Consider the following 20,508-nt stretch of genomic DNA (forward strand, 5'->3'; position numbering starts at 1 on the left):
TTAATTTATCCTTTTAAAAAATAAACAACTGTGTGATCACTTCCCACCAAATTTCTCTACCGATTTTGCAAACTCAGGATACTGCCCGGCTGCTTCCTGCATACTCAAACCATTTACGGCACCTTCCCAGGCCTGTTGCAGGGCTACCACGCCACCACCAGGCCCATCAGGATGCGCCATAATCCCGCCGCCAGCCATATACAGCAAATCAGTAGTTTGGGTTCGGCGGTAAGTTTCAAAAGCCTGGCCGCCCCATTGGCCGGATGATACTACAGGCAATACCGTTTCGCCGTCAAACATCGGCTTTAAGCACGCTTCGATAGACCGGACCACAGAATCGTCCGATTCCCAGAACTTATTCTGGATGCCGTTTACATGCAGTTGATCTACCCCCGCCAGTCGCCATAGCTTTTGATAAGCCGGAAATTCAATGCCCAATAGGGGGTGGCGGTTAAGCATCCCCCAGCCGTTGCGGTGCCCGTGGATCACCAGTTCACCCTGGTCGCAAACTTTTTTGGTGCCCGATAAACCCACGCTGTTTACGCTGATCATTGCACAGGTGCCTCCCGCTTTCAAAATATACTCGTAGCGGTGCAGCATGCTATCCACCTCATCACTAATGTTAAAGGCATACATTACTTTTTTGCCGGTTTTATCGGCGTGGTTATTAACCACCCGCATAATGGCATCAACCCGGTCTTCAAATTTAGAGTTGGCCGCAGATGAGAGTAGTTCATCGTCCTTAATAAAATCGATGCCCGCTTCGGCCAGGGTTTTAGCCAAAGCGGCTGTTTGTTCGGGCGTCATGCCGATGCTTGGTTTAATAATGGTACCAATGAGCGGCCTGCCCGTAACGTTTGTACTTTTGCGCGAGCCATTGATTCCGAAACGCGGCCCAACAAAATGATCGCTGTAGGAAGGGGGCAAGTCAATATCCATCAGCTTTAAGCCGGTAAATTGCGTAAGCTCGTATAAATTACCCTGTAAGGTTGATACCAGCACCGGCAGGTTATAGCCAAAGTTCTCTACCGACCAAGATACCTCGATATTGGCCCGGTGATATAAGCCCTGCTGGGCCACCGCGCCCGGTATGGCAGGCTGCGTTACCGATTCCAAAGGTTCAATGTTTTCTACCCTGGCTGCAAAGCGTTGCTTTAACTCTTCTGTCTCGCCCGGAACGGCCACAAACGTGCCCGACGACTGCTCGCCCGCTAAAACCTGGACCGCTTTTTCCACCGCGTAAGGTGTTTCTATGTAATATTTTGCTGTAATTCTTTCCATATCATTTAAATCAATTGCTTTTTGATTTTATAACCGCTCATGCCAAAATAAAGCACCACTACAAAACAAATCAGCGGCACTATATACCCGGTTTGAATGTTGTCGCCGTTTAAATCAATTACCGTAGCCATCACATAAGGTATGATGGCGCCCCCCACAATCGACATCACCAACCATGACGAACCGGGCTTGGTATCATCGCCAATACCGTCAATACCCAGCGCGAAAATGGTAGGGAACATGATCGACATAAAAAAGCCGATAGCGCCCAGGCAATAAACCACATATGCGCCTTTGCCTAAAATGGCTACGCCGCAAAGCAGCACGGATATAATGGCATAAATGGTAAGCAATTTGTTGGACGAGGTAAAACGTAAAAAAAACGTACCTGCAAATCTGCCGGCGGTAAATAACAAACCGTAGGCAATCAGGTAATTACCGGCCAGTATTTCGTCAAATCCGGCGCCTTGCTTGGCCATTCGTATAAAAAAGCTGGTTACACAAACCTGCGCGCCCACATAAAAAAACTGCGCAACAACAGCCCACGACAGATGCCTGTGTTTTAATGCACCAAAGAAGTTGCCACCGGTAGTTGCTTCTTTTGATATATTTTTTATTTCCGGAAAATGGATAAAGCAAAAGGTAACGGCCACCGCAATCAGGATGCAGGCTAAAATAATATAGGGTAGCTTTACCGCCGAAGCTTCATGCAATAAATAGCTCATCCGGTAACTGTCCGTCATGGCCGCCATCTGGTCTTTAGTATATTCCTTTCCCGAAAGGATAAAGTGTGTGCCGATATAAGGCGCTACCACTGCCGCCAGTCCGTTGAACGAGGCCGCCAGGTTTAAACGGTTGGTAGACTTTGCCGGATCGCCTAAAACAGCCGCATAAGGGTTAGCCGCTGTTTCTAAAGTGGCCAGTCCACAGCCAATAATAAACAGGCCCACTATAAATATACCGTAGCCCAAAGTGTTAGCCGCAGGCACAAACAACAAGGCACCGCAGGCAAAAAGTACCAGGCCAATAATAATGCTGTTTTTATAGCCGAACTTTTTCAGCAGCATACCGGCAGGTATTGCCATTACAAAGTAGGCAAAAAATACAGCCATATCAATGTAGGTAGATTGGCGGTTATTAAGCTGACACGCCTTCTTGAGGTGCGGAATTAATATAGAATCGAGATTATGCGCTATGCCCCACAAAAAAAACAGGCTGCACACCAAAATAAAGGGTAACAGCAACGACTTGCCCTTCAATTCCGATTCGTCAATTGCAGCGCTTTCCGCGCTATTGCTTATGTTGGCCATCGTTTATAACCCGTTTTTTTTAACCAACAGTAAATGGTCGCATACCACTACCACTTCGCCATGCTGATTAATAATTTCCACATGTTCTGTAACCGTACCATATTCGGGCTTTTTGGCCTCAGCTTTTTCTGATATCGTGATCTCGGAGTGTATCGTATCATTAATAAAAACAGGCTTCACAAAGCGCAGCTTATCGTACCCTTTAGAAAAGGCCTCCGGGTTTATCTCCGATGCGGTTAAGCCAATGCCAATGCTGAATATCATCGTGCCATGCGCTATCCGTTGTTTAAACGGTTGCGTTTTGCACCATTCGGCATCCATATGGTGCGGAAAAAAATCGCCGGTATGCCCGGCATGAACCACAAAATCGGTTTCGGTAATGGTGCGGCCAAAGGTTACCCGCTTATCGCCAATGGTATAATCCTCAAAAAAAGTCGATTTAAAATACATGTTTTTATTTAATGTTTTAATCTATTTAAATGTTGTTAATGTTTGTTTTTTAATGAGTTAAGTCTAATTAGCTCTTGTTTTGCTTTATATTTTAACTTTCAAGCCGCTTTGCATAATATGGTAAAGGTTTGGATGGTTCATTGCCGTTTAACTCAATTCATTCAGTGGGGCGTATAATTTCATTTATACTATATATTCATTCCTGTTTTGGGCGTTGCCTTCGGCCGGGCTTTACGCTCCAAGTCCTCATTCGCTATCGCTCATTCCGGGCTTTCCGCTGCAATCCCTAACGTGGGGATATGTCCCTGTTATGACCTATGTTATTGCGAGGTACGAAGCAATCGCACAGGGGCATGTTCGTCCTGCATAGTTCGCGATTGCTTCGTACCTCAATGACATAGTAGCAGAGCCGCTCTGCATATTCGCCCTGTATAGCATAGAGATTGCTTCGTCGTACCTCCTCGCAATGACGATGATGCGGGGGGAGCTCTGCACTATCTTCAACATGCCAGCCACATCAAACAAACCGTTCAGCCACTACTACGCCACCATTATCGCTCGAAATATAAGCGCTCTCTACCACAGCCATGGTTTTAATTACATCTTCTACACTGGTTGGCAATACATCGGTTTCGCCGAGTTTATAACGCATCAGGCTCGACATGGTGCCAATAAAAGCATCCGGGAACCAGGAGCCTTCCAATTCAATTTCTTTCCATTCGGGTGCTTTGCCTTCTTCTACTATACAATATTCAAACTTATCGGGTACGCCGTGCGGGTAGTCCATCAATAAACCCATGCGCGCTTTAATGGCGCCTTTGGTGCCTTCCCACTTAATAAAACTTTCCTGGTTATGCGGCCCGAAGGAGTGATCGTGGTTGGTATTGATCACAGCGTGCATGGTATCGCCATAATCGAATAATATAGTTGACCGCGATGAGGACAGTTTTTTGGCCGGGTGTTTCAATGTTTTAGCCATCACACTCTGCGGATCGCCTAAAAACGAGCGCATCAAATCGATGTAGTGGATGCTGTGGTATTGTATCTCCAAACGTGGATGCACCATCACATGCGGAAACAAATGCCAGGGGGTTTCCAAAGTAACCCGTACTTCCATATCATACAATTCGCCTATCAGGCCCTGCTCAACCATATAGCGGGCCGCACTTACAAAAGGAGCAAAGCGTAGCTGGCAATTGATGGCCGCTGCCAGTTTTTTACGGCGGCAAACTTCTAAAATCTCTTTGCTTTGCCAAAAGTAATCGCCCATCGGCTTTTGGATTAACACACCCGCACCATCGGGCAATTGTTCCAGCGTTTCCACAAATTGATCGGGCATAATGGTAACATCGTATACCGTATTGGCAGGCGAGTTGGCCACAGCCTCGGCAATAGTATTGTAAACGTTGGGGATATCAAATTGGATGGCCAGGTTTTCGGCTTTGGTCCTGGTACGGTTGGTAATGCCAATCACATTGAAACCAGCTTTTTTATAGGCGGGTAAATGGGCATCGCCCACAATTCCGCCTGCTCCAACAATCACAATGGGTACAGGCGTTTGAGGCAATATGGGTTTATAGGGTATCTGCATGGTTTGTGGCGTTCGTTTATCAATCAGGTTTATTTGATGTTGTCCTTCTTTAAGGAGTCGTTTAACGGGTATATCGCTGTGGATGGCCTGTAAAACAACCTCGTCAATTATTTTAGCTATCAGGGTCCAGTTATCTTTTTGCGGCAGCGAGCGTGCCGAGCGGTGCAAAGTTTCCAGTTTATGGTAGTAGGGGATGATAGCGTTTACGCCGCCATCGGTCCAGGTGGAAATGCGGCAACCTATGCCGCCCTCTAAGGTCAATAGCTTATCGTTGGCTACGGTGGTTGCAAAGCGTATAAAATCATAAGCAGCTTGTTTATGTCTGCTGCCGGAGCCTATGGTGTACAGCCAGTATACATTAAGCGAAGCAGATTCGTTTCCGGAGTTAAAAGGGACCGGCGCTATATCAACCAGTCCCTTAACCTTCGATTCTTCAATCACTTCGCACATGGACGCAAAGCCGAACCAGTTCACCATCATAGCAGCTTCACCGCGGGCGAAGGCCATGCCGGTTTGCACGGATTCATACTGCATCGCGTTAGGATGCACTGCTGTTTGATCCCGTAAAATATCGCGGTAAAATGTTAATCCATCTGTGGCGGCCAGCGTATCGATATTAACACGGCTGTTGGCATCGGTTAAATTGCCGCCGCGTGTCCACAATTGCAGGCAAAAATCAAAAACGGTATTGTGCCCATCCGGAAAACCGGCGAAAACAGAGCCGTACAGGTTTTGCTCCGGCCGGTGGAAAAAGCGGGCCACGGTTTTAAAATCATCCCAGGTTTGGGGTACTGCCAATGGTTTGCCAAATTGCTCGTGGAAGTTTCTAATCTCGCTTACATCAGCAAACAAATCCTTGCGGTAAATTAAACATTCCGGCCCATCGTGGAAGGGCAGCCCGGCTATGGATGTGCCAAACTTCTGCATATCCAGTAATGAATTGCTCCAGCCCAACGGAAAATCTTCCGGTGGCTTTTGGGTAATGTAAGGCTGCAAATCCTCAAGTGCGCCTGAGCTCCAGGCTTCGTAAAGCCAGTCGGTAACCAGGTGCGCAATATCCCAGTCGCCATTTTTTAAGCCACCCTGTTTTAAAATAGCCAGGTGCAGGTCGTCCAAATCCATAGGCACCATCTCTGCCTTTAAGTTGCAGCCGGTTGCAGCGCAAAAGCTATCCCACATTTTTTGCAGAGCGCTCTCAAACGGCCCAAACTTTCTAACCGCTATCCTGATGGTGTTAGTGCTCATGCCTGGTTATCAAATCGTTTATAATGGCGGCATTGTCTTCACCAAGCTTTGGCGAGCCCTTTGCCGATGTTAATAATTCTCCGTCGATACTGATAGGGCAGCGGGTGGTACGATAGGTAAAGCCATCGCTCATTTCAACTTGCTGCAGCATATTCAAAGCTTTAAAGCCATCATGCTGCATCAGTGTGTCCCAGGTTAATACATCGGCGCACCAGATATCCGCTTTCTGCAAAATACCCAGCCATTGCTCTGTGGTTCCGGTTAATAAATGATTAGCCAAGATAGCTTTGATTTCATCCCTAAGATGAAAGGCTGATGCTACATCGGTATAAACCAAAAGAGGGTCACAACCCAGCAGCGTGCCCAATTGCGGGATAGACCCCATAGCCAAAGCAATAAAGCCGTTAGCAGTTTGGTAGATACCATAAGGTGCCCCCAGATAGGCATGCGCGTTGTTTTTTTGCGAACGCTCGGGCAGTTTGCCATCATAATAATAAGTGGTAATAGCCTCAAACTGAAAATCAAAAGCCGACTCGAGCATGCTCACCTGTACCAACGCGCCTTCGCCGCTAATGGTACGACGGAACAGGCAAGCCAATAGACCTTGCGCCAGGTGATTACCCGCTAACATATCAATAATGGAAAGCCCCATAGGCACAGGGCCGCCTGCATTGCCGCTTAGCCAGGTTAAACCGCTTAACGATTGCAATAACAGATCCTGACCGGGATTATCCTTCCAGGGCCCTTCATTGCCATAGCCTGATATTTCACCATATATTACCGATGGGTTTACGCTGTATACACTTTGGTAATCAAAGCCCAATCGTTCCATCACACCGGGACGAAAATTATGCATCACCACATCGGCCTGCTTAACCAGGTCCCAAATTTGCTGCCTGTCGTGGTCGTCTTTAATATCTGCTGAAAAACTTTCTTTATTGCGGTTAATGGCATGGAAAACTGAGGATTCGCCATTCATAATCACATTTGAGGTATACAAATGACGGCAGATGTCGCCGGTATCCGGCTTCTCTATTTTTATTACTCGGGCGCCCATATCGGCCAATTTCAATGCCGCCGAAGGCCCCGAAAGGAACTGACTAAAATCGATGATCAAATAATCTTCTAATGGTCTCATCGGTTATACCAGGTTAAATTGATGGTTAATTTCTTCTGTTTGCGCTCCAGGCCGCGGCGCCGCCACATTTGAATATAGTTTTTCACCATTAATGCGGATGGGGCAGCGGGTGGTAGTGAGGGTGCCGCCATCGGGCAGTATCACTTCCTGCTGCATTCCCAATACCCGGTAACCTTCGTGTTGCAGGCTTTGGTCGTAAGTTAAAACCTCAGAGCACCAGATGCCTTCACTCTGTAGTTTATTGAGCCATTCGGCCGTGATTTTCTTTTTCAGCTGACCGGCGATCAACAACATGATCTCGTCGCGATGAACAAACCATAAGCTTTTATCGGGATAATCTTCCGACAGGTCAATTCCCAAAACATTTCCAATTTGGTGCAAATTGCCCATAGCTAAAGCCAGGTAGTTATCTTTAGTTTGATAAATGCCATACGGCGCGCTCAGGTAGGCGTGCCCGTTGCCTTTTACACTGCTGCGTTGCGGTAATTTGCCACCATCGTTTAAGTACGTGGTAATCACCTCGAATTGCAAGTCAAGTACCGATTCCATTAAACTTACTTCTACCAGCGCGCTTGTATTGGTTTTAGCGCGTTTAATTAATGCCGCCAGTATACCTTGCACAAAATGTGCCCCGCAGATCATATCGGCTGTAGCCAAACCAAAGGGCACAGGGCCTGCGTCGTTGGTATCAGACAGGTAAGCTAAACCAGATAGCGACTGGATCAATAAATCTTGCCCGGGCCTTAATGCCCAGGGGCCTTTAGTGCCATAGCCGGTAACCACACCATAAATAATACGCGAGTTGATGGCTTTAACAGATTCATAATCGAGCCCTATCTTTTCCATCACACCAGGGCGAAAATTATGTGTGATCACATCGGCTTTCGCTATGAGTTTCTTAATTCTTTCCAGGTCGTCAGCATCTTTCAGATCGGCAGCGTACGATTCCTTGTTGCGATTAATGGTATGGAAAACCAAACTATCACCGTTGACAAAGATATTGCGGATGGCAATTTGCCTGCCAGCTTCACCCTTAACGGGGCGTTCTATTTTTATAACGCGGGCGCCCAGGTCGGCCAGCCTTAGTCCTGCTGTAGGCGCGGCCATAAACTGGCTAAACTCCAATACTAACAGTCCTTCCAATGGTTTCATCATGCCTGTACCTTTTGTTTTGATTGAAGGTATAAGTTGTTTAAATCTGCCAATACCTGCTGCTCGCTGCCACCGTTCATCAGGTAATTGCGAACCACATCACCGGCATGATCCTGGAAAAACATGTGACCGAAGTAGCGCGGTCTTAAATATGCCCTTTGCAAAGCGGGCAAGGTATTGATGAAGTAATTATGCGTTTTGTGGTTGTTATCCTCGTCTGTCCAGGCGGTTAAATGCCCGGGTTGGCCGCCATTTTCGGTGTATATCCCTTGCTGGCATTGGGGCGACGCCACAAATTCTGCGTATTGCATGGCAATGTCCACATGCTTGCAGTTAGCCGATACTGCCAACCCTGTACCGCCCAGGGAGCTACGCAGGTTTGACGTTCCGTCCAGGATAATCATATCATGAAAATGAAGCAACTTGCGGGCGTACCCTTTGCGCGAATAATTGGAATAGCCATAAGCAAAAGGGCAATAGGCTATGTCATCAGTCAGTGTCATCGCCTCGTATGTCTGGATCGGGTTCCGGTGGAAGCAGGCCACATCAATATTTTGAGCGAGCTCACGATACAATTTTAAGGCCTTGATCCCGGTAGCTTCACTGATCACCGTATCATCATGCTGGCAGGGATCTTCACCCAAAGAACAGCAGAAGGTATAAAATGTCATCAGCGAATCGATAGGGATAGCCGGAAAAGCAACCAGACCGAGTTTAGCCAAAGTAAGTAGCTCATCATAAGTTTTAGGCAGGCTTAAACCATGCTTTTCCAACAGATCGGGTCGGCTTGAAGCAACGGGGGTAGCGGCATCAATAGGCAGAGCCCACTGATGGCCATTGTAGGCATAGCTTTCGTATGAATGGCCTACGGAATTTTGTTCCTGGTCTTTTAAAAAATCTTCCGGCAGATATTGATCGAAGGGTAGGATAGACCCCGTTTTGGCAGCGAAGCCCGCCCAGGGATGATCTATAACCAGCAAATCGTATCTTTCGGCCAGTTGCTGTATAGAAAGATCGGCAAATTGTTGTAATGACCTTTTCTCCCAACTGATGTTCACAGACGGGTTTAATTCTGAAAAGCGCTGCGCAGTCGCTGTCATCGGTACAAAACCGCGGCTATGGTTCCAGGTAATTCCTTTAAGGGCGATGTTTTCGGACATGGATTTACAAGTTTCACCTGGTGACATCTGCCATTGGCAAACACCATCTCAAGGAGTATAATTAAATATGCTAAATGATAAACTGATTAGATTTATTGATAGAACAAATTTATCCGGGCAGGGCATAAGGTTACTGTATGATCTGTGCAAGGAGTTGTAGAATCTTATCATTGGGATTGTATTAAGCAAAATTTTGGATAGTTTAAGAGAAGTAAATGAACCTACTTGCGCGATTAACAAAAGGTTTTTACTAATCAAAATACAATGGCTATGCTTATCTTGCGGTATACTTAGCAAGATACAACATGTCTAACATCAACCTGATTATCGAAGAGCGCCCGCGCAATATTGGCAACTTTATGGTAGGCCGGTTATTGCCATTTCAGGGCAAACGAATGGTAGGGCCGTTTATATTTATCGATCACATGGGGCCGGCCCTGATGAAACCCGGCGAAAATATGGATATTGGCCCGCATCCGCATATCGGTTTATCTACCCTCACTTATCTTTTTGAGGGCAATATTGTGCACAAGGATAGCCTGGGCACCGAAATGGAAATTAAACCCGGTCAGGTAAACTGGATGACAGCAGGCAGCGGCATTGCCCATTCTGAAAGAACACCGGGCTATCTGCGGGAGCAATCCAAAACTTTACATGGCTTACAGATCTGGGTGGCCCTGCCAAAGGAGCTGGAAGAGATGGAGCCATCCTTTTTTCATGCCGATACAGAGCAACTGCCCTATTGGGAAGCCGATGATGTTGCATATACACTTATTGCCGGATCTATCATGGAAAAAAAATCGCCCGTACCTGTTTTTAGTCCGCTATATTTTTTGCAGCTTAAAAGTGCGCAGCAGAAAAAGGTATCCATAGGAGATGCCCTGTATGGCGAAGTTGGCCTGTATATTTTAGAGGGTAGCATTGAAAGCGAAGGCACCACATTTGGCCCCAAAGAACTGTTGGTTGCTAAGGATAGCGGCTTGTGCGAGTTCACGATGAATGCCAATACCACAGTTTACTTTTTTGGCGGAGAGGCCTTCCCCGAGGAGCGTTTTATTTACTGGAACTTTGTAGCATCCAATCTTGATCTTATTGAGCGAGCTAAACAAAAATGGCTGGAACAAAAATTCCAGCCTGTACCCGGCGAAACGGGTTTTATTCCATTGCCTACGGAGAATAATAATTTTAAACAGCATAGATAACGGCAAGTTATTTTTCGGGTTATGCTTTAAGAGCATTGAAAGGCAAAAAAAACGTTACAAACGCAATTTGCTACGGTGTTAATATCAGCGGCTACATCCTTTATTGTGAGTAGCCGCCTTTGTATCACATTGGTAGAGATGATTTCGCTGATCTAAGCGTTGTAAATTGGCGATCTCTGAAATTAAAATACTTCATCGTTGCATTGTATTCACTATCAATTACTTCCGGTTGACAGCGGATTATTTATTATACCTGTAAACAAGATCAATCCACTTTTCATTTCCCTGATGGCGAACAGGAAGGGATGGTCAATAGGTATATATACCGGAGCTGCTGTAGTGACTCCAATGGATACAGACGTTACCGCAGCGGCTTCCGTACCATCTTCATTAACTTCAATAAACGCCTTGTGCGTTACCCTGTCTATATTTACCCCCCCCCGTCTGCGTTGATGCGTGTAAAATCAGCTGCGTCTGAAAACGCGCTCCCCATGCCAAGTGAAATTAAATCATTGTTAAGCAGGCGGCTATAACTGAATTTAAATTTTGGAAGTATGATATCACCTTTAATTGAGCTTAGTTTGCTCATCCATGTTTGCCATTTTACTGAATCAAGATTGCTGCTTAGGCTTTGAAGGCTATTTCCATTTATTGGCATTGCAATTACCATACTATATTTACTGTTGCTGTATGGCAATTCAACAACTGCTGTCTGCGAATCATTACAAACCTTGAGATGGATGCTTGCCGACATAAAGTCGGTTTGAACAGTACTACCGTTTGCAAGGTAAAATGAACGTTGGCGTGTATCAGCGACGTTGAATTTTTCGTTCCAGGTGCTTTTAAAGTAGATGGCATTGATAAGGTACATGATCACATTACTGGGGATCTGATCAACTATTGTTGGAATCTTTCCATTGGTTTGGCCGCTCACCCAGGCATTGATCATATCTTTTGTAGCCGACGACGAAAAATCGGCGCTTTGAACCTTGGCTTTATAATAGTTGGTATTGGTTTGTGAAAATTGAGGCAGCACCGTAAAATTTTGCTGATACCAAATGGAATTGGCTATTTTAAGTGTGGTATTTGGATCCAGCTGTGGCAGTTCGGTAATTAGTTTGTTATAATAGCTGTTAACCTGGTCTTGCGTAAAGCCATTGAAGTTCATCACATTGTTGATGTCTGTCAGGGTTTGGCCGTTAGCTCCGTTATCAGCCATGGCTAAAGCAAAACTTACACTCAGCGGCGAAAAAAACAGGTTACTGTTATCCGTATTGCCAGCCGAAATAGTTTTAAATAATTTTAAGGCAAAAGCGTTATCGGCACCAACTTTTTGCTGTTCCACTGCCGTTAGTACCAGGTCTTTCCCTGTATCTTGCGGAACGGGTGTGCTTTTTTTACAGGCTGAGAACGTGCTGAGCAGGCATAAGCCAATAAGTAGGGGTTTGCGTTTCATGTGTGGTTTGGTTTTATTGTCAATACGCAAACCTGATGTTAAACGCTACAATAATTGATATTAATTTCTATATATCTTATGATTCATTATTATAACTGCTTTCGGGTGGAGTCTTTTCGCCAGATCACATTGCGGGTTGTTTTAATCGTTTTGCTCCAATATAGATATGATGTTACCCGCCGGATCGGTAAACCAGGCTATTTTAGGGCCTCCGCCATGAAAGATTCCCTGATCATCCGTTTTAAAACCGGGTTCATCATAAATCAAAAATTTCACCCCGAGTTGGGTTAGCGCGGCCGCAGCGTCGTTGATATCATGTACCGGGAAATTGAGAATAGTGAAGGTAGCGGGAATATGGTTAGGTTTTGGATAAATCAAAATATGGCTGTCCGCCGATAATTTAAGCTTCAGAATGCCCTGCATATCGGGTACTTCGATAACTTCCAGACCAAGTATCGCGCTATAAAATTCTTTCGCTTTTTCTGCATCATCTACGGAAAACCCGCTGAACGGTTGTTGGTGCTTAAACATGTTTTTATTTTTATTGATGATTAATTAATTTGTTACCAGGTATCAGGAAGGAGTTCCGCATGGAAGCCAAAATCCTTCAGCAGTTCAATCAGGCATGGCGGATGCACGGTTCCGTTCGCGCATTTTACGCGCAATATCCGGTCGCAGTCTTCCAAATCAAAATTAGCTTTATAATCAGTAAAAATCTGGTGAATCTGGGCTATCAGCATATTGGCATGGCACCGCTCACTCACATCAGTTTTAAATACTTCTACCATACTAATTAAATTATACCTGTTAACACACGCCGCTGTGCAACTATTTAGCGTTAAACAAGGTAGCGTAATTTTGGCGGTAATAACAGGCGATAAACAAATCGGCCAATAAAAGCGCTATCGCCAGCGGAGTACCTGATGGATCAAGATAAATATGAACCAGCAAAATATTAATGATAATTGGGAATATTACTACGGCGGCAAGGCTAACGTAGCGACCGATTAAAAAAGCTATCGCACAAATCAATTCGGTTATTTTAACTAAGGGCATCAGGTAAACTGAAGCCGTTACGCCTTCCATAAAAATTTTAATGTTGCCATGCAAAACGGGTTGTGGATACAGTTTGAAAAAATAGGCAACGGAAGCAAACATAAACATAAGCCCCATCAGGATCCGGATAATAATAAATGCGATTTTCATCTGGTTTTAAATTAATGATTTAAGGTTTATTGATAATTGCCGATAGGTTTTCTGCCACAATTAATAAAGCGGGCAGTTACCTGCCCAGGTGCTGCTTATTCCTGCTCGTTGTAATCGTAATTTACCATCCATTGGATGCCGAATTTATCGTTAAACATCCCAAAGTAGGCTCCCCAAAAAGTTTTCTGCAAGGGCATAACTACAGCTCCGCCTGCTGATAGCCCGTTAAATAATTTCTCTGCCTCTGCCTCGCTTTCGGCGCCAAGCGATAAATAAAAATTGTTTCCCGGGATAAAGGGCTGCCCCATAGATGAGGTAGCATCTGTAGCCATCAGCGTAACACCGTTGCTTATCGGTAACGCGATATGCATAATTTTATCAGCTTCTTCCGGCGCTATAGTTCCAGCCTCGGGTGTGTCCTTGTATCGTTGCAGCATAGCAAATTCGCCGCCAAAAACTGATCTGTAAAAGTTAAACGCCTCTTCGGCTGTGCCGGGGTAGTTTAAGTAAGGATTAAGTGTTGCCATTTTTTGGTTGTTAAGTTATTTGTTATTGAGTTATTAGTTATTAGTTATTTAGTTATTTAGTTATTTAGTTATTTAGTTATTTAGTTATTTAGTTATTTAGTTATTTAGTTATTTAGTTATTTAGTTATTTAGTTATTTAGTTATTTAGTTATTTAGTTATTTAGTTATTTAGTTATTTAGTTATTTGTTATTAGGTTATTAGTTATTCGCTATTAGGTTATTGAATTATCGATTATCAAGTTGTAACGCTTTAGTTGTGTATTTGGAAAATAATTGCTGCGAGTGAAGTATCGTTTTGACGGTTTAAATTGGCAGGAAATACTTTTTGCTACCATCATCTCAATAACCTAATAACAAATAACTAAATAACCAATAACTACAATTTATCATGCGGTAGCTGATTGATATCGTTTCCAAAAATAATAAGTTAGTAAAGTAAACGCCAGCAAAATAAGTGGGGCAATAACAATACCCGCGCTATCACCAACAAAAACATGCGACATGGCTGCTCCTGTACAATTGATCACAAAACCGGAGTAGGCCCATTCTTTCAAAGTTTTATACCGGGTTTGTAATATGGCAAGCGCCCCCAATAATTTGGCCGTGCCGAAGATCACAAGCGCATAAGCCGGATATCCGAGGTGTTTTAGTGCTTCTTTGCCTGCTTCCTGTTGAGACAGGCCACCGTATGCATCAGCCAGCATAGCCAATACAAAAATGCTTGTCAGTATCCAATAGGTTATTTTAAGGGCTTTAATACTCATGTTATATATATTGGTTGGTTTGGTTTAATAGTTAAAAATAGTATTGTATTGTTAACTCACAAGTTTTTATTGATATTTTTTAGCTGGTTGATATGCCTTTGGGTATGTACAATGGTAAATGTAATGGCTTCGGCACGTGTTAGGTAGCCCAGTACGGGCACTTCAAACGCGGTGCAGGTTAAGGTTGGGTCTGTTTTTTGAATGGCTTTTAATAAGTCTGCCTTTATATCCTGTAAGGTATGGATCAGCTCCTGTTGATGATACTCCTTTACAGGCGGATTAATAAAATCAGGTGATTGCATTTTAATATTGAAATTTAAAAATGTCGCTGTTATATTAGCCGAATGCAGTTCGGGATCACGATTGGTGTCATTAAACGGGCCGTTTATCAATTGTACAAAGCCGCCTGCCGATAGCACGATATGTTGCGCCAGTTGCCCTGCGGTCCAGCTGCCCTTAAACGGGATCGTGTTAATTTGATCTTCCCTGACGGAAGCTAAGATAAGGAGGAACTCTGTAAATGTTTGATCCGTCTCTTTTAGGCTGGCTTGAATGTCCATTATTTGCGGGTTTTAATTATAATTCTAAATTAAAAAAATGGCTCCAATGGCATGCTTGCCGTAAAAGTCAATTTTAGGGGGTATTTGAGACATTTTTTTTATGTTTACAATATTAAACCGAAAAATATACCATGATACAGATTGGCGTTTTATTAACCCGGCAATACCGTTTATTAAGTTTAGCCGCAGTTTTGGATGTTTTTGAAACTGTAAACAGGTTTTACAGCGAGAGCGATAAGCCTAAACCCTACCATATTAGTTTGCTTTACCTGGAGAGTGATAGTCAGAAAATAACCAACCCTTACCTGGATTATCCAACCGAGTCGATCCAGACAAGCGATGTTAAAAGTTTGATTGTGATACCTTCTTTTAATACCGATGATATTAAGCCGGCCATTGGTGCTAATTACGAGTTTATCCCTTGGTTGGTACAACAATTTAAGGATGGGGCCGAAATAGCCACAGTTTGCACCGGTGCCTTTTTACTGGGCGCTACCGGCCTGCTTAACGGTAAAATAGCCACCACCCATGTAGATGCCTGTCAGGCTTTTGCGTCGGCCTTTCCGGAGGTTGATCTGAAGGCTGATAAAACGGTTACCCGTGATGGTCGCTTGTATACCAGTGGCGGGGCCACGTCGTCGTTTCACTTGTTATTGCATTTAATTCAGCGCCATTGCGGCAAAGAAATGGCGGTGCGGGTGGCTAAGGTTTTTGCTATAGACATGGACCGCGACAAGCAATCGTATTTCAGCACGTTTCAACCTACGCGCAACCACAATGATGACCTGGTTGCCATTGCGCAGCAAAAAATTGAAGCAAATTACCATGATACCGGCACCATTGAGGAGCTGATTAAGGATATCCCGGCCAGTCGCAGAAATATTGTGCGCAGATTTAAACAGGTTACCGGAATAACACCAATTGAGTACCTGCAGCAAACCCGAATTGAGGCAGCCAAAAAGCTGCTGGTGCAAACCGGGCAGCAAATGACCGAGGTGATTGTAAACTCGGGCTATAGCGACCCGAAAGCTTTCCGGAAAGTATTCCGTAAAAGCGTTGGGATGACACCCTCAGAATATCGCGAAAAGTTTCATGTAAAATAACGGGCCCCATATGGAAGAGTTCCCCTTTGAGTTAAATGGCCGCATCTGGATGGAGATAGGCGGCGAAAAAGTGTTGGGCCATGGCTGGGTAGAGTTACTGGAACGCATCCAGGCCTCTGGCTCTATCCGAAATTACACTTTAGTTGAGGGTTACCCCGAGGAAGGCAGAAACTACTTTTTAAACCTCATGTATAATTATCAAATTAGCTATCGAGTATATCTGTGGTCATCAAAACTAAAACGCAACGCCGGTTAATGCCTTGCCTGAGCCAAATATCGGGTAAGATGGGTATGATATTGCTTTTACTGGTAGCGGTAACAGCTATCTCAGCCTGGAATTACGGTCATGAACCGGTACCCATCGGGCCTTACCCGCTCAACTATCCTGCTAATTTCGGCAACCGCATTAATACGCCGGATAATAATCCCACAACGCAACAGGGTGTATACCTGGGCCGGATGTTGTTTTACGAAAAGCGCCTGTCTGCCGATAACACAATTTCGTGCGGCAGCTGCCATCAGCAGCAAAAAGCATTTACAGATGGCAGAGCCTTTAGCGAAGGGGTTGACCATGTGGCTACGTCCAGAAATTCAATGGCCCTTGTTAATTTACTGTGGACGAGGAAGTTTTTTTGGGATGGGCGATCTGCAAGCCTGGAAGATCAGGCCAACATTCCGCTCACAAACGAGCACGAGATGGGGCAGTCGCTGGCTATTTCTGTTCAAAAACTTAAACAATCGGCACCGTACCCGGCTTTGTTTAAACTGGTTTATGGAGATCAAAACATCACCGCCAACCGTATTGTTAAGGCGATAGCCCAGTTTGAGCGGACGCTGATTTCGGCTGATTCCAAATACGATCAATACCTGCGGCATGCCTACCAACTAACGCCGCAGGAGCTAAGGGGGATGGAATTGTTTAACCAGCGGCCGCAGCCGGAAAAAGGGATTCGTGGCGCTAATTGCGCGCACTGCCACGGCGGCGTTAAAATGTACCAGGAACTTTTTCATAATAACGGTTTGGATAGTATCCCCAGGGATAGGGGCATTGAGGTATTAACCGGCCAGCCGAGCGACCGTGGGCGTTTTAAAGTGCCAACCTTACGCAATATTGCGCTTACGGCTCCCTATATGCACGATGGCCGGTTTAAAACGCTGGAAGAAGTGATTGATCATTATAGCGATCACGTGTTGCAATCGGCATCGCTAAGTGCTTTTCTGATCGGCGAATCAAACGAGCTCGGCGGAAAAACGCTAAAATTACTTCCCGGAGAAAAGAAGGACATCATCGCTTTTTTAAATATGTTAACCGATTCAACCTTTATCAGCGATCCGCGGTTTGCAGATCCGCACCTCATCACATCCAACAGAAAAATAAAATTGAAATCCAAATGAGAAACATTCACCTATTGGCAATAACCCTAATTATTGCGCTTACCATTAACTCAACTATTACCCGCGCTCAAACACCAACGAAAGCGGCTACCGTAAAAATTGCAGGTGAGCTGACTAATCCGTTTAACCTTACCCTGGCCGATATGCATGAGTTTGAGCAAACCAAAGTAACCCGGAAAGACCGCGACGGTAAAGATCATAGCTACTCGGGTGTGGTACTGGCATTGATACTGCAAAAGGCTGGCGCAACCATGGGTAAAGATTTAAAAGGAGAGAACCTGACCAAGTACGCTAACGTTGAAGCCAGTGATGGTTACCAGGTTGTTTTCGCGCTGGCCGAATTGGATAAAGAGTTTACCGACCGGACGATTATCCTTGCCGATGAGGTAGATGGAAAGGCACTGCCGCCAGCAGATGGGCCCTTCCGCATCATCGTTCAAGACGAAAAAAAGCCTGCACGTTGTATCAAACAGGTTATCGGTATCACCGTTCGCTTCGCCAAATAGCAGCGTGGTGGTGTGGGCTGGCTTACGGTGGGAAGGAGCTTTAGCTATTCACGATATTCTCTTCCTGTATCTGCACATATAAATCGCTGTACATATTGTGGCTGTTGATAGAGGCATAGCTCTCATATAAAATACCGATCCGGAGCGCCTTTAATCCCGATACCCCTTGCAGATCCTCCACGTCAAATTGTTCAATATCATCGGTCAGCAAACCGTTTTTCTGTAAAAGATAAATGTATTGGCGATATTGCTGCTCATCCTCTTTTTGGGAATAGATGATCGTTATTTTGCCTTGTTGCGTAATACGCTCGGTAGTGCCTTTAATATGCGCCTTGTCGATTCGTTTTTTTATGACCTCGTAGCGGATATTGTAAGCACCATCGATATCAAAATGTTTTTCGTCCATCCGGAAACGGATATCTATCGGATTGCTAAAAACAAGTATTAGCGAAGCCACACCCAAATTATAGGGAAGTGTATCGCGTAAAATATGGAGTTCCATCTCCATTTCAATAATTACCCGTAGTTGCCATAAACGCAGGCGGCTAAGGTCGGCATCCGTAAAGTTCTGTTTGGGAGCTATAGAAGCACCTATATACAGATTATGCTCCACGCCATCAGTTTTAAATCTTTCGTAATAATGCGGGAAACAAGATTGTATTTCTAATTGTCTGCTATCCAATATACTGGCCAGTTTTTCGTTTACCAGCGATAGCGTTCTTTCGTAGTTTCGGCGGCTGCTATAAAACTCGCCCTTGGCTGCGTCGGTTTGTTTAAAATAATACTCAATTTTGTCCGAAAGTACACCGTTGGATGCATTAGCTTTTAACAGAGGATATATCCGCGTTTCAAGATAATGCTGTATCTGTTGTTCTGTATCGGCATTAATGCCGATCGATAGATCATTAACAAACGACTTTAATTTAAGCAGATTTTTTTCGGCAGTAACAATATACTGGTATTGGTGCAATTGCTCAAACAGCGGAATCAGCTGCCTTAATTGGTTTTCCAGATCGGTTTTAACGCTTAAGTTCCTGGTGATGGATGAATCTTTAATGTCAACCTGCCCATAAAGCGGATATACATCTTTAAAGGATATTTCTTTTAAGGTATAAAGCAACCCCATGTTAATGTGTTGGATATATTTTTGCGCCTCAAGTTTAAATTTCCAATCAACGCTGGGGTGCAGGGTAGTATAATTGTTTTGTATAACTGCTTGTATCTGGTTTTGCATCTCCCTGATCTTCCTTTCAATACTATCGATCAGCAAGGGCATTACCACTTCCAGTTTATTGGCGTTAACGCTGTTAAACTCTTTTTTGCGCGGCGATACCAACTCCAAAATACCAAGTAAAACGTCATCTTTTACAACGGGCGCCAAAATAAAGCTTTGTACGTTTTGTTCGCTAAAATGCATGCCCATTTCGTTTCCGGGGTTGGCCCTGATATATTCCGGCAGATTAGAAACCGAAAAATAGCTGTGTTTTTCCATGATGTTATGGTACGATCCGTTACACAACAGTTTTCTGCATTCTTCTTCCAGTTTTACGGGCAATAAAAAACTGGGAAGCTTTTTGCCAAAAGGGTGGTTGTTAAACTGCCCGGTTTCTTTATCAAAGGAAGTAAACCCCATCCTGATATCCGGGATGCTGAAGATGGACCGCAAAATCACTTCGAATTTCTGTAAAAAATCAGGAATGGCAGAGTTGCCCAATAAATTGGTTTTTAAGTCGGATACGGCATTTTCCACGGTAACATCAACCAACGTTATAAGCGCGAAGCCTTTGAGCACATAGCTTTCCGGTGGTAACTTGGCTTTCCATAAGGCCAGATCGTTATAATTATCCATCAGCAGGGCAATATCGTCTGGAGTTAAATCAATTGATTTTTCGGTGCGCATTATTTCCAAAAAATCAGCATTGTACAAAATACGATAATGCCTGATAACCCCGGTAGCCGTTGGTATATCGTAAAAAAGAGGCTTGGCAAAGTCAAAACGCGTGCCGTAAAAGCTATTAAGAATTAAGCAACAACTGTATATGTAAAATTTGTGGTCGTCAAAATCGCGGATGGTAAAATCGAACGAGGGGCCGGCACCGTTTAAAATATTTTTAAACCTGTCGGTCATGTTAAATAAATAACCCTGAAAGGGAATGCTTACCGCTTTAATTTCGTTTGTTGTGAGTCCAGCCGGAAATAAATCCGACAATAAATCAGCAATCAGCGAAGCATTTTTTTCTATCTGCTCAATTTCGGTTATCCCGTCTTTAAGTTCAGGCTGAGCAGCTACACGTTGTAATAAGCTTTGAGCCCTGGGGCTTTCAAATTGATTACCGCTGGTAGCCATTTGCTCCATCCTCTCAATTACTTTATGAAAAGAAAGTTGTAAACGGAATGGGTTAACAGGGAACTGCGGAAGCTTCATTAATTAAATAAATTATAGCTACAAATTTATCAAAATT

The 20,508-nt window shown here is 44.3% G+C and carries 21 protein-coding genes; 5 read left to right on the forward strand and 16 right to left on the reverse strand.

What is annotated here, in order from left to right; genetic code table 11:
• Positions 1–36: 36 nt before the first annotated feature.
• The 7 genes from MUCPA_RS32370 to MUCPA_RS32405 form a co-directional block, all read right to left on the reverse strand.
• Positions 37–1,281 (reverse strand): ribulose-bisphosphate carboxylase large subunit family protein, encoded by a 1,245-nt coding sequence (locus MUCPA_RS32370; RefSeq protein WP_008512453.1) that lies wholly within the window; start codon positions 1,279–1,281, stop codon positions 37–39.
• Positions 1,282–1,286: 5 nt separating this feature from the next.
• The gene (gene fucP, locus MUCPA_RS32375) at positions 1,287–2,591 is read right to left on the reverse strand and encodes an L-fucose:H+ symporter permease (RefSeq protein WP_008512454.1); all 1,305 of its coding nucleotides are present in this window, start codon (positions 2,589–2,591) and stop codon (positions 1,287–1,289) included.
• A 3-nt stretch (positions 2,592–2,594) separates the two neighbouring features.
• Entirely contained in the window at positions 2,595–3,041 is a 447-nt protein-coding gene (locus MUCPA_RS32380) for a MaoC family dehydratase (RefSeq protein WP_008512456.1), read from the reverse strand.
• 517 nt (positions 3,042–3,558) lie between these two features.
• Complete coding sequence (locus MUCPA_RS39100; protein ID WP_008512458.1) at positions 3,559–5,877, reverse strand: extracellular solute-binding protein; 2,319 nt, start codon at positions 5,875–5,877, stop codon at positions 3,559–3,561.
• Entirely contained in the window at positions 5,867–7,015 is a 1,149-nt protein-coding gene (locus tag MUCPA_RS32395; RefSeq protein ID WP_008512460.1) for a CaiB/BaiF CoA transferase family protein, read from the reverse strand. The genes MUCPA_RS39100 and MUCPA_RS32395 overlap by 11 nt, the downstream gene beginning before the upstream one ends.
• A gap of 3 nt (positions 7,016–7,018) precedes the next feature.
• Entirely contained in the window at positions 7,019–8,167 is a 1,149-nt protein-coding gene (locus tag MUCPA_RS32400; RefSeq protein ID WP_008512461.1) for a CaiB/BaiF CoA transferase family protein, read from the reverse strand.
• On the reverse strand, positions 8,167–9,327 hold the full coding sequence (locus MUCPA_RS32405; RefSeq protein WP_008512463.1) for an ABC transporter substrate-binding protein: 1,161 nt from the start codon (positions 9,325–9,327) through the stop codon (positions 8,167–8,169). Before MUCPA_RS32405 ends, MUCPA_RS32400 begins: the two co-directional genes overlap by 1 nt.
• Positions 9,328–9,632: 305 nt before the next feature.
• On the opposite strand from MUCPA_RS32405, the gene MUCPA_RS32410 reads away from it, so the two are divergent.
• A complete protein-coding gene (locus MUCPA_RS32410; RefSeq protein WP_008512464.1) occupies positions 9,633–10,529 on the forward strand; it encodes a pirin family protein in 897 nt (298 codons plus the stop codon).
• A gap of 215 nt (positions 10,530–10,744) precedes the next feature.
• On the opposite strand, the gene MUCPA_RS39365 is transcribed toward MUCPA_RS32410, so the two are convergent.
• The 8 genes from MUCPA_RS39365 to MUCPA_RS32445 form a co-directional block, all read right to left on the reverse strand.
• Entirely contained in the window at positions 10,745–10,957 is a 213-nt protein-coding gene (locus MUCPA_RS39365; RefSeq protein WP_316928944.1) for a serpin family protein, read from the reverse strand.
• Positions 10,958–10,959: 2 nt separating this feature from the next.
• Positions 10,960–11,985, reverse strand: coding sequence for a serpin family protein (locus MUCPA_RS32415; protein ID WP_040626762.1), 1,026 nt, complete (start codon positions 11,983–11,985; stop codon positions 10,960–10,962).
• Positions 11,986–12,126: 141 nt separating this feature from the next.
• Positions 12,127–12,516 carry a VOC family protein gene (locus tag MUCPA_RS32420; protein ID WP_008512467.1) on the reverse strand — a complete coding sequence of 130 codons (390 nt, stop codon included), beginning with the start codon at positions 12,514–12,516 and terminating at the stop codon, positions 12,127–12,129.
• A 32-nt stretch (positions 12,517–12,548) separates the two neighbouring features.
• Positions 12,549–12,773, reverse strand: a complete 225-nt coding sequence (locus MUCPA_RS32425) for a hypothetical protein (protein WP_008512469.1) — start codon at positions 12,771–12,773, stop codon at positions 12,549–12,551.
• Positions 12,774–12,813: 40 nt separating this feature from the next.
• Positions 12,814–13,191, reverse strand: a complete 378-nt coding sequence (locus MUCPA_RS32430) for a hypothetical protein (RefSeq protein WP_008512471.1) — start codon at positions 13,189–13,191, stop codon at positions 12,814–12,816.
• A 95-nt stretch (positions 13,192–13,286) separates the two neighbouring features.
• Positions 13,287–13,718 carry a VOC family protein gene (locus MUCPA_RS32435; RefSeq protein ID WP_008512472.1) on the reverse strand — a complete coding sequence of 144 codons (432 nt, stop codon included), beginning with the start codon at positions 13,716–13,718 and terminating at the stop codon, positions 13,287–13,289.
• Between the two features lie 386 nt (positions 13,719–14,104).
• Positions 14,105–14,482 carry a DoxX family protein gene (locus tag MUCPA_RS32440; protein WP_008512473.1) on the reverse strand — a complete coding sequence of 126 codons (378 nt, stop codon included), beginning with the start codon at positions 14,480–14,482 and terminating at the stop codon, positions 14,105–14,107.
• Between the two features lie 56 nt (positions 14,483–14,538).
• A complete protein-coding gene (locus tag MUCPA_RS32445) occupies positions 14,539–15,042 on the reverse strand; it encodes a DinB family protein (RefSeq protein ID WP_008512475.1) in 504 nt (167 codons plus the stop codon).
• A 131-nt stretch (positions 15,043–15,173) separates the two neighbouring features.
• On the opposite strand from MUCPA_RS32445, the gene MUCPA_RS32450 reads away from it, so the two are divergent.
• Genes MUCPA_RS32450 through MUCPA_RS32465 form a run of 4 tightly spaced genes read left to right on the forward strand, consistent with a single transcriptional unit; the run spans position 15,174 to position 18,046 of the window.
• On the forward strand, positions 15,174–16,145 hold the full coding sequence (locus MUCPA_RS32450) for a GlxA family transcriptional regulator (RefSeq protein WP_008512477.1): 972 nt from the start codon (positions 15,174–15,176) through the stop codon (positions 16,143–16,145).
• A 10-nt stretch (positions 16,146–16,155) separates the two neighbouring features.
• A complete protein-coding gene (locus MUCPA_RS38560) occupies positions 16,156–16,401 on the forward strand; it encodes a hypothetical protein (RefSeq protein WP_008512478.1) in 246 nt (81 codons plus the stop codon).
• Entirely contained in the window at positions 16,368–17,540 is a 1,173-nt protein-coding gene (locus MUCPA_RS32460; RefSeq protein ID WP_233276814.1) for a cytochrome-c peroxidase, read from the forward strand. The genes MUCPA_RS38560 and MUCPA_RS32460 overlap by 34 nt, the downstream gene beginning before the upstream one ends.
• Positions 17,537–18,046: a molybdopterin-dependent oxidoreductase gene (locus tag MUCPA_RS32465; protein ID WP_008512482.1), complete on the forward strand. Its 510-nt coding sequence runs from the start codon at positions 17,537–17,539 to the stop codon at positions 18,044–18,046. Before MUCPA_RS32460 ends, MUCPA_RS32465 begins: the two co-directional genes overlap by 4 nt.
• Positions 18,047–18,086: 40 nt before the next feature.
• Here MUCPA_RS32465 and MUCPA_RS32470 read toward each other — a convergent pair whose 3' ends face one another.
• Complete coding sequence (locus MUCPA_RS32470; protein ID WP_008512485.1) at positions 18,087–20,471, reverse strand: hypothetical protein; 2,385 nt, start codon at positions 20,469–20,471, stop codon at positions 18,087–18,089.
• Between the last annotated feature and the right edge of the window lie 37 nt (positions 20,472–20,508).

It is taken from the genome of Mucilaginibacter paludis DSM 18603 (assembly GCF_000166195.2).
In the GTDB taxonomy this organism is placed as follows: domain Bacteria; phylum Bacteroidota; class Bacteroidia; order Sphingobacteriales; family Sphingobacteriaceae; genus Mucilaginibacter; species Mucilaginibacter paludis.